The sequence below is a fragment of the Meiothermus taiwanensis WR-220 genome (assembly GCF_003568585.1).
Lineage (GTDB): Bacteria > Deinococcota > Deinococci > Deinococcales > Thermaceae > Meiothermus > Meiothermus taiwanensis.
On record NZ_CP021130.1, the window covers coordinates 186,303 to 200,343 of the forward strand.

16 protein-coding genes are annotated in these 14,041 nt (G+C 66.2%); 6 read left to right on the top strand and 10 right to left on the bottom strand.

The window, feature by feature from the left end:
- Window positions 1-9 precede the first annotated feature (9 nt).
- The 3 genes from MTAI_RS00995 to MTAI_RS01005 all read left to right on the top strand — a co-directional run bounded on the left by MTAI_RS00995 (window position 10) and on the right by MTAI_RS01005 (window position 3,561).
- Window positions 10-1,002 carry an ABC transporter ATP-binding protein gene (locus MTAI_RS00995; RefSeq protein ID WP_027886594.1) on the top strand — a complete coding sequence of 331 codons (993 nt, stop codon included), beginning with the start codon at window positions 10-12 and terminating at the stop codon, window positions 1,000-1,002.
- Window positions 1,003-1,063: 61 nt separating this feature from the next.
- Window positions 1,064-2,662: a glycerol-3-phosphate dehydrogenase/oxidase gene (locus MTAI_RS01000; protein WP_027886593.1), complete on the top strand. Its 1,599-nt coding sequence runs from the start codon at window positions 1,064-1,066 to the stop codon at window positions 2,660-2,662.
- A gap of 95 nt (window positions 2,663-2,757) precedes the next feature.
- Window positions 2,758-3,561: a M48 family metallopeptidase gene (locus tag MTAI_RS01005; protein WP_027886592.1), complete on the top strand. Its 804-nt coding sequence runs from the start codon at window positions 2,758-2,760 to the stop codon at window positions 3,559-3,561.
- 5 nt (window positions 3,562-3,566) lie between these two features.
- Here MTAI_RS01005 and pdxH read toward each other — a convergent pair whose 3' ends face one another.
- On the bottom strand, window positions 3,567-4,199 hold the full coding sequence (pdxH, locus tag MTAI_RS01010) for a pyridoxamine 5'-phosphate oxidase (protein ID WP_027886591.1): 633 nt from the start codon (window positions 4,197-4,199) through the stop codon (window positions 3,567-3,569).
- A gap of 148 nt (window positions 4,200-4,347) precedes the next feature.
- On the opposite strand from pdxH, the gene MTAI_RS01015 reads away from it, so the two are divergent.
- From MTAI_RS01015 to MTAI_RS01025, 3 genes are read left to right on the top strand one after another with little or no spacing between them, the layout of a single operon-like run.
- Entirely contained in the window at window positions 4,348-5,325 is a 978-nt protein-coding gene (locus tag MTAI_RS01015; protein WP_036196770.1) for a universal stress protein, read from the top strand.
- A 19-nt stretch (window positions 5,326-5,344) separates the two neighbouring features.
- Window positions 5,345-5,791, top strand: a complete 447-nt coding sequence (locus MTAI_RS01020) for a universal stress protein (RefSeq protein ID WP_027886589.1) — start codon at window positions 5,345-5,347, stop codon at window positions 5,789-5,791.
- Window positions 5,791-8,271, top strand: a complete 2,481-nt coding sequence (locus MTAI_RS01025; protein ID WP_027886588.1) for a cation-translocating P-type ATPase — start codon at window positions 5,791-5,793, stop codon at window positions 8,269-8,271. Before MTAI_RS01020 ends, MTAI_RS01025 begins: the two co-directional genes overlap by 1 nt.
- Before the next feature lie 28 nt (window positions 8,272-8,299).
- Here MTAI_RS01025 and MTAI_RS01030 read toward each other — a convergent pair whose 3' ends face one another.
- The 9 genes from MTAI_RS01030 to MTAI_RS01065 all read right to left on the bottom strand — a co-directional run bounded on the left by MTAI_RS01030 (window position 8,300) and on the right by MTAI_RS01065 (window position 14,024).
- Window positions 8,300-8,575, bottom strand: a complete 276-nt coding sequence (locus MTAI_RS01030) for a metal-sensitive transcriptional regulator (RefSeq protein WP_027886587.1) — start codon at window positions 8,573-8,575, stop codon at window positions 8,300-8,302.
- A gap of 59 nt (window positions 8,576-8,634) precedes the next feature.
- Window positions 8,635-9,447 carry a TlpA family protein disulfide reductase gene (locus MTAI_RS01035; protein ID WP_027886586.1) on the bottom strand — a complete coding sequence of 271 codons (813 nt, stop codon included), beginning with the start codon at window positions 9,445-9,447 and terminating at the stop codon, window positions 8,635-8,637.
- On the bottom strand, window positions 9,444-9,578 hold the full coding sequence (locus MTAI_RS15560; protein ID WP_280938738.1) for a hypothetical protein: 135 nt from the start codon (window positions 9,576-9,578) through the stop codon (window positions 9,444-9,446). The genes MTAI_RS01035 and MTAI_RS15560 overlap by 4 nt, the downstream gene beginning before the upstream one ends.
- Window positions 9,579-9,741: 163 nt before the next feature.
- Entirely contained in the window at window positions 9,742-10,182 is a 441-nt protein-coding gene (locus MTAI_RS01040) for a copper chaperone PCu(A)C (RefSeq protein ID WP_027886585.1), read from the bottom strand.
- Window positions 10,183-10,238: 56 nt separating this feature from the next.
- Window positions 10,239-10,991 (bottom strand): hypothetical protein, encoded by a 753-nt coding sequence (locus tag MTAI_RS01045; protein WP_241768718.1) that lies wholly within the window; start codon window positions 10,989-10,991, stop codon window positions 10,239-10,241.
- 2 nt (window positions 10,992-10,993) lie between these two features.
- The gene (locus MTAI_RS01050) at window positions 10,994-11,497 is read right to left on the bottom strand and encodes a nitrous oxide reductase accessory protein NosL (protein WP_027886583.1); all 504 of its coding nucleotides are present in this window, start codon (window positions 11,495-11,497) and stop codon (window positions 10,994-10,996) included.
- A 55-nt stretch (window positions 11,498-11,552) separates the two neighbouring features.
- Window positions 11,553-12,224, bottom strand: coding sequence for a nitrous oxide reductase accessory protein NosL (locus MTAI_RS01055; protein WP_027886582.1), 672 nt, complete (start codon window positions 12,222-12,224; stop codon window positions 11,553-11,555).
- On the bottom strand, window positions 12,205-12,843 hold the full coding sequence (locus tag MTAI_RS01060) for an ATP-binding cassette domain-containing protein (protein WP_027886673.1): 639 nt from the start codon (window positions 12,841-12,843) through the stop codon (window positions 12,205-12,207). Before MTAI_RS01060 ends, MTAI_RS01055 begins: the two co-directional genes overlap by 20 nt.
- On the bottom strand, window positions 12,828-14,024 hold the full coding sequence (locus tag MTAI_RS01065) for a NosD domain-containing protein (RefSeq protein WP_052488372.1): 1,197 nt from the start codon (window positions 14,022-14,024) through the stop codon (window positions 12,828-12,830). The genes MTAI_RS01060 and MTAI_RS01065 overlap by 16 nt, the downstream gene beginning before the upstream one ends.
- Between the last annotated feature and the right edge of the window lie 17 nt (window positions 14,025-14,041).

A 14,041-nucleotide genomic window follows, 5' to 3' on the forward strand; every position in this document is an offset into this window, starting at 1 on the left:
CTGCTTCAGGTGAGCCAGATTCGGGCCGAACACCTCTTCAAGTTCTATCCGGTGGCCCTCAAAGAGCCTGGTTTTGTGGGCACCCTCCGGCACTTCCTCAAGCGCCGGTACCGGCAGGTCGAAGCCGTCAAGGACGTCTCCTTCCAGATTGAGCCGGGGGAGGTGGTGGGCTTTTTGGGGCCCAACGGGGCCGGCAAAACCACCACCCTCAAGCTTTTGTCGGGCCTGATTCACCCCAGCGCGGGGCGGCTCGAGGTCGCCGGGCACCAGCCCTTCCGGCGGGAGTACGCCTTCTTGCGCAAGATTACCCTGGTGATGGGCAACAAGCAGCAGCTCATCTGGGATCTGCCAGCGGCCGACAGTTTCCGGGTGAACGCCGCGGTGTACGAGATCCCCGAGGGCGAGTTTAAGAAGCGGGTGGCCGAGCTGAGCGAGATGCTTGCACTGGAGGGCAAGCTGAACCAGCCGGTGCGCAAACTGAGCCTGGGGGAGCGCATGAAGGCCGAGCTGCTGGCGGCCCTGCTGCACCGGCCCCAGGTCTTGTTTCTGGACGAGCCCACGCTGGGGCTGGACGTGAACGCCCAGGTGGCGGTGCGGGAGTTTTTGCTCGAGTACAACCGGCGCTACCGGGCCACCATCCTGCTCACCAGCCACTACATGGCCGACATCACTGCGCTGTGTGAGCGGGTTCTGATGATTCACCAGGGCCGGCTCATCTACGACGGGGGGCTGGCGGGTTTGCTCGAGCGCTTCGCCCCCTACCGCGAGGTGCACATTCAGCTGGGAAAGCCCATCGAAAAAGACCGCCTGGAGCAGTTCGGCGAGGTGCGGGCCTGGGAGGGGCTCGAGGCCCGGCTGCTGGTGCGGCGGGAAGACCTGGTGGGCCGGGTGAGCCGGATGCTGCACGAACTCCCCATAGACGACCTGGAAGTGCGGGAACCGGCCATCGAAGAGGTGATCGGGCAGGTCTTTGCCGATACCCGGCTGGTGACCGACGGTTAGGCGGGTTTGCTCCTTTGAGCGTTGGCCCGGCCTTCCGGGTCTGGGTTAGTCTGATGGTGCTATGGAGCGCACCCAACTGCTGGAGAAACTCGCCTCGGAAACCTTCGACGTGCTGGTGATTGGGGGTGGGGCCACCGGGGCCGGGGTGGCCCTGGAAGCGGCCAGCCGGGGCCTCAAAACCGCCCTGGTCGAACGCTACGACTTTGCCGAGGGCACCTCGAGCCGCAGCACCAAGCTGATCCACGGGGGGGTGCGCTACCTCGAGCTTGCCATCAAAACCTTCGACAAAGTACAGCTCAACCTGGTGCGCGATGCCCTGCACGAACGGGCCATCATGCTCAGGAACGCCCCCCACCTGGCCCGGCCCCTCTGGCTCCTGACCCCTTTGTACAGGGTGTGGGAGGTGCCCTACTACTACACCGGGCTGAAGCTCTACGACCTGCTGGCCGGCAGTGCGCGCCTGCAACCCGCGCAGTACATCAGCGCCAGGGGAACCCTGGCGCGCTTCCCCGCGGTCAACCCCGAAGGCCTCAAGGGCTCGGTGGCCTACCAGGACGGGCAGTTCGACGATGCCCGCTTCAACGTGGAGCTGGCCCTAACCGCCATGCAGCAGGGTGCGGTGGTGCTCAACCACCTGGAAGTGACCGGGTTGCTCAAGCAAAACGGCAGACTATCGGGCGCTGCTGTCAAAGACCGCCTGTCCGAAAAGGAAATTGAGGTTTCTGCTCGGGTGATCGTCAATGCCACCGGCCCCTTTTCGGACCATATCCGGCACCTGGACGACCCCGAGGCCCCCCCCTTGCTCAAGGCCAGCTCGGGTATTCACATTGTGCTGGACAAAAAATACAGCCCCTCCGATACCGGCTTGCTGATCCCCAAAACCGAGGATGGGCGGGTGGTGTTCGTGCTGCCCTGGCTGGGGGGCACCCTGGTGGGCACCACCGACGACCCCGCCCCGATTGTAGATCACCCCAGGGTGAGCGAAGCGGAGGTTGAGTACGTGCTCAGACAGGTAAGGCCCTACCTAGGAGCGATCCCCAGGGAGGCGGTGCGCGCGAGCTGGTCGGGCCTGCGCCCGCTGATTGCCCGTCCTGAAGCCGATACCGCCCGGCTGGCCCGCGACCACCTGATCCAGGAGAGCGCCTCGGGCCTGCTAACCCTGACCGGGGGCAAGTGGACCACCTACCGCAAGATGGCGCTGGATCTGGTGAACTACGCGGTCAAGAAATTTGGCCTGACGGCGGGCGAGTCGCGTACCGAGCGGCTCCCGCTGGTGGGCGGACAGGGCTTTGAACCCGAGGGGGCCCGGAAGCTCGAGCAGATGGGATTTTCCCCAGATGTGGCGCGGCACCTGCACCGGGCCTATGGCGCCCGCGCCCAGGCTGTGGCCCAGCTTGCAGCCGAGGGCTACGGAAACCGGCTGGCAACGGCCTGGCCCTACCTCGAGGCCGAAGTGGTCTACGCCGTGCGTCACGAGATGGCCTGTACTCCCATGGACGTGCTGGCCCGTCGCACCCGGCTGGCCTTCCTCGACACCTCGGCGGCGCTGGGTGCTGTGCCCCGGGTGGCCGAGCTGATGGGTCGCGAACTGGGCTGGGACGCAGATAAAGTGTTGCTCGAGCAGGAGAAGGCCAGATCGCAGATACTCGAGGCGGTATAAGGGGCTTGCTGATATGCCGCTGCAGATTTTCAACCAAGCCTGCAGGCCTGCATCTCACCATTTGATGGGCACGTACTGGATACCATTAAGCCCAGATGCCAGAAACGGAAAAGGCCACCCTGCACTACCAGAACATAGCGATTCGCTATACCATCCGCCGCAGCGCCCGTCGCCGGACGGTGGGAATTACCATCGATCCCCAAGGGGTGCGGGTGGCTGCCCCTGAGCGGATGCCCCTTGAACAAGTTGTGGCCCTGGTCGACACCAAAGCCCGTTGGATTGCCGAGAAATACGTGGAATTCAGGAACCGCCTGGGGCCAAGAAAGCGTTTCGTGAGTGGGGAGGAGTTTTTGTACCTGGGTCGCCGGGTCAGTTTACAAGTACAAACCGGGCCTTCTGCCTCGGGTGGAGGCAGGCGCGATGAGCAGGGCTTTCTCCTCCCGCCCGGGCCATTCGACTTTGACTTTCCCTGCAGGAGCCGACCAAAGACCGCGGTGGCCCTCAAAGGCAATGTGTTGCTGGTGCAGGCTGCCTCCAGCACGCACAGCCAGGAGGTGCGCGAGATGCTGGAGCACTGGTACCGGTCGCGCGCCGAGGAGATTATTACCCGTCGGGTTCAGCACTACGCGCTGCAGCTTGGCTGGCCCATGCCCAAGGTGCTGATCCGCAACCAAAAAAAGCGCTGGGGAAGCTGCAACGCCAAGGGGGAGCTGCGCTTCAACTGGCGGCTGGTGATGCTGCCCTTGCGGGTGCTGGATTATGTGGTGGTGCACGAGATGGCCCACCTCAAGGTGCTCAACCATGGCCCTCGCTTCTGGGCCCTGGTCGAGCGGATCATGCCCGATTACAAAGCCCGCCACCAGGCCCTGCACGAACTGGGGCTGGGCCTGTACTGGTAGGCCTCTCAAGGGGCCAGCCGCTCGATTTTCCAGCTTCCATCCGGCTGCAGGCGGTAGACCAGCCGGTCGTGCAGGCGGCTGGGGCGGCCCTGCCAGAACTCGAAGGTGTCGGGTTTCAAACGGTAGCCGCCCCAGTGGGCCGGACGGGGCACGGCCCCGGGGTAGCGGGCCCTGAGCTCCGCGACGCGCTGCTCCAGTTCCTCCCGGCTGGCAATCACCTGGCTTTGTGGGCTGGCCGCCGATCCGATCTGGCTGTCGTAGGGGCGGCTGGCAAAGTAGGCATCGGACAGCTCGGGCTCGGCCTTCTCGACCCGTCCCTCGACGCGTACCTGGCGCTCCAGGGGGGGCCACCAGAAATTGACACAGGCCCAGGGGTTGGCCTCGAGCTCCCGTCCTTTACGGCTCTGGTAGTTGGTAAAAAACACCAGCCCCCTTTCGTCCAGCCCCCGTAGCAAGACCACCCGGCTGCTGGGCCGCCCGCCGGGGCCTACCGTGGAGAGGGTCATGCCGTGGGGTTCGTGAAGCTGGGCCTCGAGGGCCTCGGCCAGCCAGCGCTCGAGCTGCCGGAAGGGGTTGGGGTCGGCCTCCTGCTCGCTGAGGGTGCCGTAGGTGTATTCGCTACGAAGATCGCGCAGCATGGCTGTATTATGCGCTTTTGCTCAGCGCCAAAAGGGGTCTTCCACTAGATTGGCCGGAAGGGACGGATAACCCTAGCCAAGCCGGTTTTTGCACGATATGGTAAGGGTGTCGGCGGGTAGATGTTACAAGCAAACTCAGGAGGTGAGGATGTACAAACGCATGCTGCTCCCAGTAGATGGCTCCCCTCCCAGTGAGCGCGCCGCGGCCTTGGGGTTGGCCCTGGCGAAGCGTCTGTCGGCTGCGGTGGTGTTTGTGCATGTCATAGAGCCGCACCGCTACCGTGAGCTGCGCGATAACCAGGAAGCCCTCGAGCGCGCCCGCACCGTAGGGAAAGCCCTCCTGGAGCAGTGGGCGCGCAAAGCCGACCAGGCCCAGGTGGCCTGTTTGACCCAGCTCACCAGCACGCAACCAGAAGGCCGCCCGGGGGTGGCCGAAGCCCTGATGGACGCGGGGGTGGCCCATGGCTGCGACCTGGTGGTGATGGGCACCCACGGGCGCACCGGGCTGCCTCGAGTTTTGCTGGGCAGTGTGGCCGAACGAATGGCCCGCCTGGCCCCTACACCGCTCCTGTTGGTGCGGGGGGACGGGCTCGAGTCCACCTTATTCAGGCGCATCCTGGTCGCCTTTGATGGCAGCGCTTATAGCGAACTGGCCCTGCAACACGCCGATGCCCTGGCTGGGGCCCTGGAGGCCAGGCTCTCGGTGGTGTACGTGGTGCCCGACCTGACCCAGCTATACCGCAGCGCAGGCCGGGCCTGGATGTTCACCGATCAGGCCCAGCTCCAGACCCGGCTTGCCCAGGAACAGGCCCACCTGCGTAAGCAGGGCGAGCTCATCCTGCACGAAGCGGCCGGGCGTTGCACCCACGCTCCGGCGGTGCACACCGTCCTGCGGGAGGCCGGGCGGCACCTGATTGGAGAGCGCATCCGCCAGGTGGCCGAGGAGGAGCAGGCCGATCTGATTGTGCTGGGTACCCACGGACATACCGGGTTGCGCAAGTTTTTGCTGGGTAGTGTGGCCGAGGATGTGGCCCAGCAAGCCCGTCAGCCCATTTTGTTGGTACGCAACCCGGCCGCCCTGACCCACCCCGATGCGTCACACCTCCCCCCACCGGGGGAGCGCTAATGCAACGCGAGGAGGAGCCATGTACAAACGCATTCTGATTCCCACCGATGGCAGCGCCCCCAGCGAGACCGCCGTTAAAGCAGGCCTCGAGCTGGCCAAAAGCCTGGGGGCCGAGGCCACCTTGCTGTATGTGCTGGAGCCGGTGGTGCCGCGCATTCTGATTGGCCCCGAAACCATCCCCTACTACCCCGACCTGACCCGCGACCTCGAGGTGGCCGGCAAGCAGGCCCTCGAGCGGGCCGAGGGCTTCGCCCAGTACCTGGGGGTTCCGGCCAGGGCCGAGCTCAAGCAGGGCAACGCCGCCCAGGTCATTGCCGAGGAGGCCGCTGCGCACGACCTGGTGGTGATGGGCACCCACGGGCGCAGCGGGCTGGATCGGCTCCTGCTGGGCTCGGTGACGCAGAGGGTTCTACAGCGCAGCAGCAAGCCGGTGCTGGTGGTGCGTCACCCCGGAGAGGGATCTTGATGAAGCGCACGGGGCTCTCCCAACGGGAGGCGGCGGATCGATTGGCCCGTTATGGCCCCAACACCCTGCCCGAGCAGCCGCCAGAACCCCTCTGGCGGCGCTTTCTTCGTCAGTTTAGAAGCCCCCTGATCTATATCCTGCTCTTCGCCCTGCTGGTGGAGCTGGCCCTGTGGTTCTACGAGGGCCGCCAGGGAGCCCCTTTTGAAGCGCTGGCGATCCTGATTATCCTGCTCTTCAACGCAGGACTGGGGGTCTGGCAGGAGCGCCGGGCGGAAAACGCCCTGGCCCGCCTCAAGGCCCTGGCAGCTCCGCAGGTATGGGTGCTGCGCCAAGGGGTGCTGTCCCGCGTTCCCAGCCAGCAGCTAGTGCCAGGCGATCTGGTGCGGCTCGAGGCCGGAGAGCGCATTCCCGCCGATGGCCTGCTGCTGGAGGGCCAGGGCCTTATGGTAGACGAATCGCTGCTGACCGGCGAAAGCGTGCCGGTGGACAAGGGCCCGGGGGAGGAGGTGTTCTCTGGAACCCTGGTGCTGCGGGGCACGGGCTGGATCGAGCTGACCCGCACCGGCCCCCACAGCGCCATGGGCCGCCTGGCCGAGATGCTGGGCAGTATCCGGATGGAAAAGACCCCGCTCGAGCGGCGCCTGGACGCTTTTGGGCATCAGGTTGCCCTTTGGGTGGGCCTGCTGGCCCTGGCGTTGCTGCTCGGTATCCTTCTGGCGGAGGGCACCGCCCATTTTTCGAAGGCATTCCTGTTCACTGTGGCCCTGGCGGTGGCGGCTGTGCCGGAGGGCCTGCCCGCCGTTCTGACCCTGGCCCTGGCCCTGGGGGTAGAGCGCATGGCGGGACGCAAGGCCGTGGTAAGGCGGCTTTCAGCGGTGGAAGCCCTGGGCTCGGTCACGGTGATTGCCACCGACAAAACCGGCACCCTAACCCAGAACCAGATGGAGGTGCGGGCCACCGACCTGCCAGATCCGTTGCGGGGTCATCGGGCCATGGCGCTGGCCTCCGACGCAGAGCCGGGCAGCCCGGTGGGAGACCCCCTCGAGCTGGCCCTGCTCGAGCACCTACGCAAGGCCGGGATGGATGTGCCGGCCCTGCGCCAAGCGCACCCCCGCCTGTCCAGCCGCCCGTTCGATAGCGCCTGGAAGTACATGCGGGTTACGGTGGAGGAGGCCGGTCAGGTGGTGAGCTATCTCAAGGGTGCGCCCGAGGTGCTGCTGGCCCGTTGCCAGCTCGAGCCCCACGAGCGGGCCCTGTGGCAGGAGAAAATCGAGGCTTACGCCCACCAAGGCTACCGCTTGCTGGCCTTTGCCTGGGGGCCAGGAGAAGGGGAAGACCATCTGACCTGGCTTGGGCTGGCCCTGCTCTGGGATCCGCCCCGGCCCGAAGTACCCGAGGCCATCCGCCGCGCCCAGGCAGCGGGCATTCGGGTGCTGATGATCACCGGCGACCACCCGGCTACCGCCCTCGCGGTGGCGCAGCAGGTCGGTATTCCGGGCCAGCGGGTGCTGACCGGTGAAGATATTGAAAGCTACACCCCGGAGGGGCTGCAACGGGCCCTGCAGGAGGTTAACGTGTTTGCTCGAGTCTCCCCCGAGCACAAGCTGCACCTGGTCAATCTGCTCAAGGCTCAGGGGGAGATTGTGGCTATGACCGGCGATGGAATCAACGATGCCCCAGCCCTCAAACGGGCCGATGTGGGGGTGGCGATGGGGCAGCGCGGCTCCGATGTAAGCCGCGAGGTGGCCGACCTGGTGCTCTTAGACGACAACTTCGCCACCATTGTGAACGCCGTCGAAGAAGGGCGCAACATCTACGAAAACATCCGCTCCTTCATCCGCTTCCTCTTTTCCACCAACGTGGCCCTGGTTCTGTTGGTGGCCGGGGGCGTAATTGGGGCAGCCTTGCTGGGTTTGCGCGATGCTGCCGGCGCGCTGCTGGTGCCGCTCACGGCGGTGCAGCTGCTGTGGATCAACATCATCGCCGACGGGCCACCGGCCCTGGCGCTGAGCCTGGATCGGCATCCCGAGGTTATGCATCGTCCGCCCTACCACCCCCGCCAGCCCCTGCTGGATCGCTTCTCATTGGCCTTTATTCTGGGTACTGGGGTGGTCAAGGCCGGGCTGGGGCTGGCCTTGCTGGCCCTGCTACCGCTCTACCAGCTGGCTCCAGTGGCGGTACGCTCGGCACTTTTTCTCTACGAGTCGCTGGCCCAGTTGCTGTTTGCCCAGCCCTCGCGCCTGACTACCAGCCGCCCCCTAGGCAACCCTATTTTGCTGCTGATTCTTCTGGCAAGTGCCGGGTTGCAGATCCTAACCGTGACGCTGGAGCCCTTGCGGGCGGTGCTGGGACTCGCCCCCCTACCCGGGCCGGCCTGGGGTCTGGTGGGGGCTGCGCTCTTGCTGAGCTGGGCTTTTGCCATGCTTTTTGTGGTCTGGTTGCGCCAACACAACAGCCCTCAAACCCATCCCCTGCGATAGCAGCCGGCCTCCAAGGGCTCTGTACTGTCTAGCCGCGCAGCAGGCGCACGGCCTCTACGATGGCTTTGGTGTCCCCCTGGCCTTTGGCTAGGTCGGCCCGGCACTCCTCCAGGTAGGTCTCAAAGATGAGGTCGCCGGTGGCTTCCAGGGCGCTTCTGATGCCAGCCAGCAGCGTTAGGATTTCGCGGCAGTCGCGGTCTTCTTCCACCATCTTTTGCAGGCCCCGAACCTGCCCCTCCAGCCGCTTGAGCCGGTTCAGGATGCGGGTGCGGGCCTCGAGGTCGTGTTTTTTGACAGTGCGCATGGCGTATCCCCAGGGGGTATCGTACCCCAAGGTGCCCGCTCCTTCCAACAGCGGGGTTTTTACTCCAGCCGTCGCAAGAGCTGCTCGAGCTGGGCCCGGTTCACCGGCCCCAAGTGGCGGGCCAGCACCTTCCCATCGGTGCCAATCAGCAGGGTGGTGGGCAGCCCGCTTACCTGGAAGGCCCGCTGCAAGCCGGCGCTGTCCAGGAAAACCCGGGCCGAAAGCCCGCTCTGGGCTAAAAAGCCCTGGATGGCCCCTACGTCCTCGCCGGCGTTGAGCAGCACGATGGGGTAACCTTTCTGCTGGTACTCCACCAAAAGGGGCATCTCGGCCCGGCAGGGGGGGCACCAGGTGGCCCAGAAGTTGAGCAGCATGGGTTTGGGGAGGTCGGCAAAGCGCACTTCCAGGGGCCGGGTCTGGCCGGGCTCGAGGTACTGCAGCACGCGGCTGGCCTCCGCGGGCAGGGTGGGGATCTGGGCAGGCCGGGTCAGGCTAAACTGCACCCCCAGGGGCAACAAGGCCAGCGCCAGGGCCGCGCCGCCCGGTAGCAAAAGCCGTGGGCTTTCTTGGCGCAAGAGCCAGACCGCGGCCAAAGCCCCCACCGGAAGCCCCACCCACCAGTTCCAGCCCCCGCTGCGGATGTCCACAATGCCCAGGAGGGCGGCCCCCAGGCTGGGCCAGGTGGAGAGGTGGGCCATCATATAGCCCGTCCGGGCGGCCAAAAGCGCTGCCAGCAAGACCCACCAGGCTTTGCTTTCCAGGCCTTGCCGGGCAGCCAACCAGATAAAGGCCAGAATGCCCACCAGCAGGGCCAGGTTGGGCCAGCTCAGGGCCAGAGGCCCCAGCACGAGGGCATCCGGGGTGAGTTTCATCGGCTATGCACCACCCATCCCAGCGCCAGCAGCGCGACCCAGGGGGCTACCCGGCATAGTGAAAACCCACGCAAACGGCAGGCCAGCCCGCTATGCAGGCGCTCCACCCCAACTTTTATAAAGCGCGCCATATCCGGGGCCATTATACCCCAGGGGGATATTATGTGCAAATGACCTTCTGAATAGAGAAGTACCGAACCAATTTTTTCGTAATCGAGAGGGTATGCATCGCGGTAGGCTGGGTTGCATGGGCGAGCCAATGTTGTGGGCGTTGAACCCTGGTGTACGAACGGCCTAGCGCATCTGGGCGGTGAGAGTAAAGGTGAGGGTGGCCCCACCCTCGAGCCTCAGGGTTATCGGCACCTTCTGCCCCTCCTGCAAGGGGCGGGGGTTCTTGTCGCGCAGGCCGTAGAGCATCAGGTGGTACTTGCCGGGCAGGATCTCCAGCCGGCCTCGAGCGGGCACGGTGAGGGTTTCCACCCGCTTCATGGCCGAGATGTCCAGGTGGTCGTCGTGGCCGGCGTGCGTGGTCTGGTGGAACTCCACCCGGGTGGCGATAGGGGTGCTGGCCCCCAGGATGCGGATGGGCTGGTTGCTGGGGTTGTAAAGCACCAGGTAGGCCGCGGTGATGTTGCCCGGCACCCGCCGCACCCAGCCCTGCTCGAGCTTTAGCGTGGGCTGGGCCTGGGCTAAGCCGATGAGCACAAAGAGAACAGAAAGAAAAAACCTTTTCATGCCAATCACCATTGTGAGCGCAGGCTAGGAGCGCATGTGTAAGAAGCCGTACAGCCCTATCTGTCCCGTCTGGCAAAGCGCCAGCCCGCGCCCACAAGCCCCGCGCCGACGCTCAGCAGACCCACCCCCAAAGGGAGTAAACCGCCGGTAAAACCCAGAAACTCCCTGAGCAAGTATCCGGTGGGCCCCACCAGCACCGGGGCCTCGAGGGCATAGAGAAGCCCTACCCGGAAAAGCTCGAGGGGGTTTAGGAGCACCGCCGGCAGCAAGAACCTTTCCAGGGGGTATTCCCGCAGGGCCACCGCTATTCCCACCACCAAGGGGTCGTAAGCCAGCACCAGCAGCCCCCAGACCAGGAGGCCTACCCCCAGGGCCCGGGCGGGCTCGAGGCCGGCCCCCACCCAGCCGGCCAGGGCCACCCAGAACCACAAAAGCCCCAGGCCGCTCAGAAGCAGCAGCCCGGCGGCCTTGCTCCCCAGCCCCAAAAGCCCGGCAGCCAGGGCCAGCCCCCCCAGGATGGGTAGGCTCAGCCCCAGCCCCACCCCCAGCACCCCGCCCAGGTAAAGCCGGGCCGGGCCTTGGGGCAGGCCCGCCCAGAAGGCCCAGTCTTCCCGTGGGGTGAGCATGGGAAGGGCCAGGGCCAGTACCAGAGGGGGCAAAAGAAGCGAAAGCGCGGCGAAAAGCGAGACCACCGCCACCGCCTCCCCCCGGCCCTGGAAGGCCAGGGCCAGCAGGGGTAAAAGCCCAAACGGGGCGAAGGCCCAGGGGTTGCGCAGAAGGGCCCTGGCGTAGAGGGGCAGCAGGGCCATCCCTACCTTCCGTAACCGGGCACCCAGGCCCGCTGGCGGCCCCTGGCTAAAAGGTTGTTCCAGCGTAGCTGTTCGCCGGCGTGCTGGGGTTTTTCCCGAAGGTAGGCCTCGAGGGCCCCTGGGCTGGCAAAGGCCAGCAGGCCTGTCCCCATGGGGGTACGGATGCGCTCGTGGTAGAGGAAATAGGCCTGCTGGGCGGGGAGGAAGCGGGCCGCCTGGCGCTCGGAGGCGGCAAAGTCGGCCACGTAGACCTCCCGCGGGGTGGCCTTAGGCCCGCCGTAGCCCAGCAGATGGTCCAGCAGGCAGCCCACGTCGTCGTAGTGGTAGACCCGGCCGGTGCTGGTTACCATCTGGGCCGCATAGCGGGCATCCAGGAGGGTCATATTGCAGTAGGGGCAGGCATCCACCCCCACCCGCAGGGGGCGGGGTGCGGCCAGGGTTGGCTGGAGCAGGCCCAACCCCAGGGGCAGGCCCAGCAGGCTTTTTATAAGGGTACGTCGCTTCATTGCAGGGCTCCTCCAAAAGCGGGGGCAGACTCTGCCCCCGCCCAGACTATAGCGCTTATTTCAGCAGCCCGGAATGCTTGGCCAGCAGGTTCACCAGGCCCATCTCCGGCAGGGGGGCCAGGTCCAGCAGGGTCTGCCAGTCCAAAATGCGGGTGCGGCCCAGATCGGGGATGCCCTTAGCAAAGGCCATGGCGGCCTCGGGGGTCTTGAAGGCGGCGATCTTTGCGTCCATCACCACCCAGCCGCGCTTCTCACCCCACAGGTACACGGCCTGGCGGGCTGGGATCAGGCTCACTGCAGCCGGCCCCTTGGCCGGGTCGTAGGCCCCCCGGTCGGTTACGTAGAAGGTGCCCTCCACCCCATCGCGCAGGCCGTAGACCCAGGCGTAGTTCACCATGCAGGCGATGGACTCGAAGTGGTGGGCTTCCCGGCCCTTGGCCGGCTCCTTGAGGGCTATCTGGCTATAGGTCTGCTCGAAGAAGCCAGGGGCAAAGGTGCGGCCCATCCAGGCCCCGGGGGCAGGGGTTTTGAGGGGCATCTCGCAGAAGTCACAGGTGCCGTTCTCCCAGGGGATGGGCTTGGGGGCGACGGTCACGCCCATGGCCTGGGACGTAGAGGGGCTGTGCTGATGGTTCTGGTGCATGTGCTGGGCCAGGGTCTGGGCCAGCGCGCTAGAAGCTCCTAAAGCCGTAAGCAACTTGACCACTTCACGACGGTTCTTGTGCATACTCAATCCTTCCTTGTCGAACCACCCGGCCGTTTTCCAGGTAGATGTACCGCTCGGCCAGGCGTGAGATTTCCTCTTGTCGATGGGCCGAAAGTATCACCAGTCCGCCCATGGCCAGGTGGGCCGCAAGCCAGTCCTGTAAGCAGGCCAGGCCCTCGCTGTCCAGGGCCGAGGCCGGCTCGTCCAACAGCCACAGCGGGGGATACCCCATCAAGCCAGCGGCCAGGGTCAGGCGCTGCCGCCAGCCCCCGGATAGCTGGGCAACCGGTTGTTTGAGGCGGTCTTGCAGGCCCATGCGCCAGATGGCCTCCTCCTTGCTGGCCGGGCTGGCCCCTTTGAGCCGACGGGCGGCTTCCAGCACCTCCTCGGCCCGTAGGGTGGAGGGGAAGGTCAGGTGCTGGGGGATGTAGGCGCGCACCCGGGCCGCCGCCAGGCTGCGGGGGGGGTGGCCGAAGAGGCGCACCACGCCGCCATCGGGCCTGAGCCGCCCGGCCAGCAGGCCTAAAAGGGTGCTCTTGCCTGCCCCATTGGGGCCCAGAAGGGCCAGGCTGCCTGCGGGTAGATGAAGGTCTACGCCCTGCAGACGCCCTTTTTTAGACAGGTCTATGACCTCAACCATACACCTCCCCACAGGCTGAGCAAAGCCAGCCCCAGCCAGGCGGCCGAAAGGCCAGGCCGGGGTGGGGGCAGGGACTGGGCCTCGAGATCGGCCAGGGCCAGCAGGCGCAGGCCGGGCACCCGGGCCTCGGCGGCCTCCCAGAGCAGCACCCCGGGCGAGAGGGCAAAAAGGCTCAGGTCGGGCTGCCGGGCGCTCAGCAGGGCGAAGCTGCTGCTGGGGAGGTGGGGCACCGGCAGGGGGGCGGCGCGGTCGAAGGCGTTGCCCCGGAGGGCCACCCTGGCCTGGGGGTCGTCCACCGCCAGGTCGTGGAGGTTGCCCACAAAGGTGTTGCGCTGGGCGGTGAGGGTGTTCCGGTCGGTCTCGCGGGCGAAAAGCAGAGCGGTGCCGTTGGAAGTAAAGCGGTTGGTCTCGAGCCAGACCTCCCGCGAGTCCAGGGACAAAAGCCCAATGGTGTTCCCCTCAAAGCGGTTCCCCCGCAGCACCGCCTTCCACTCCTCCTGCAACAACAGCCCGTAGCGCAAAGGCCCTACCTCCCGGGCGAAGAGGTTGCCCTCCAGGCGGTTCTCTGCCCCGTGCATGACCGCCGAGCCCACCCGGTTGCGCTGGCTCTGGTTGTCCCGCACCCGCGCCCGGTAGGAGAACATCAGGTGCAGCCCGTAGCGTTTGGCCCCCTCCAGCCGGTTCTCCTCCACCACCACCCGCTCGCCGTATTCCACATAGAGGTTGTCCAGGAAGTTCGCAATACGGTTGGCCCGGAAGACCACGTCGTCGCTGCGGTAGGCCTGGAGGCCGGGGGCGGCCTGGGTGCCGGTCAGAAGGGAGTGTTCGACCCGGGCCCGGTGGGACTGCTCGACCCGGATGCCCGCGGTCACCCCCTGGGCCCGCAGCCCCCGCACCAGGCAGCCCTCGCAGCGGTAGAGCACCACCGCGGCGTCGGGCTCGTAGAAGTCGTCGCCCGGCCCAACGTTTCGCACCTCGAGGCCCTCCACCACAATCCCCGGGGCCGAGAGGGTGAGGGCACTGCCCTTGCCCCCCCCATCCAGCACAGCACCGGGACGGGCCACCAGGCGCACCCCAGGGGCCGTGATGACCCAGGGGCCGCGGTACAGGCCGGCCTCGAGCACCACGGTCTGGCCGGGGGGCAGTGGCGGCAGGGTCGCCGGGGGATGGAGTATCAGCATGGCTACAGGAAATACGT

Coding starts and splice junctions, on each gene's coding strand:
- MTAI_RS01040 (WP_027886585.1), bottom strand. CDS start 10,182: ATGAAAAGGTTTTTTCTTTCTGTTCTCTTTGTGCTCATCGGCTTAGCC.
- MTAI_RS01015 (WP_036196770.1), top strand. CDS start 4,348: ATGTACAAACGCATGCTGCTCCCAGTAGATGGCTCCCCTCCCAGTGAG.
- pdxH (WP_027886591.1), bottom strand. CDS start 4,199: ATGCTGCGCGATCTTCGTAGCGAATACACCTACGGCACCCTCAGCGAG.
- MTAI_RS01005 (WP_027886592.1), top strand. CDS start 2,758: ATGCCAGAAACGGAAAAGGCCACCCTGCACTACCAGAACATAGCGATT.
- MTAI_RS01060 (WP_027886673.1), bottom strand. CDS start 12,843: ATGGTTGAGGTCATAGACCTGTCTAAAAAAGGGCGTCTGCAGGGCGTA.
- MTAI_RS01025 (WP_027886588.1), top strand. CDS start 5,791: ATGAAGCGCACGGGGCTCTCCCAACGGGAGGCGGCGGATCGATTGGCC.
- MTAI_RS01050 (WP_027886583.1), bottom strand. CDS start 11,497: ATGAAGCGACGTACCCTTATAAAAAGCCTGCTGGGCCTGCCCCTGGGG.
- MTAI_RS01045 (WP_241768718.1), bottom strand. CDS start 10,991: ATGGCCCTGCTGCCCCTCTACGCCAGGGCCCTTCTGCGCAACCCCTGG.
- MTAI_RS01065 (WP_052488372.1), bottom strand. CDS start 14,024: ATGCTGATACTCCATCCCCCGGCGACCCTGCCGCCACTGCCCCCCGGC.
- MTAI_RS15560 (WP_280938738.1), bottom strand. CDS start 9,578: ATGGCGCGCTTTATAAAAGTTGGGGTGGAGCGCCTGCATAGCGGGCTG.
- MTAI_RS01035 (WP_027886586.1), bottom strand. CDS start 9,447: ATGAAACTCACCCCGGATGCCCTCGTGCTGGGGCCTCTGGCCCTGAGC.
- MTAI_RS01030 (WP_027886587.1), bottom strand. CDS start 8,575: ATGCGCACTGTCAAAAAACACGACCTCGAGGCCCGCACCCGCATCCTG.
- MTAI_RS01000 (WP_027886593.1), top strand. CDS start 1,064: ATGGAGCGCACCCAACTGCTGGAGAAACTCGCCTCGGAAACCTTCGAC.
- MTAI_RS01055 (WP_027886582.1), bottom strand. CDS start 12,224: ATGCACAAGAACCGTCGTGAAGTGGTCAAGTTGCTTACGGCTTTAGGA.
- MTAI_RS01020 (WP_027886589.1), top strand. CDS start 5,345: ATGTACAAACGCATTCTGATTCCCACCGATGGCAGCGCCCCCAGCGAG.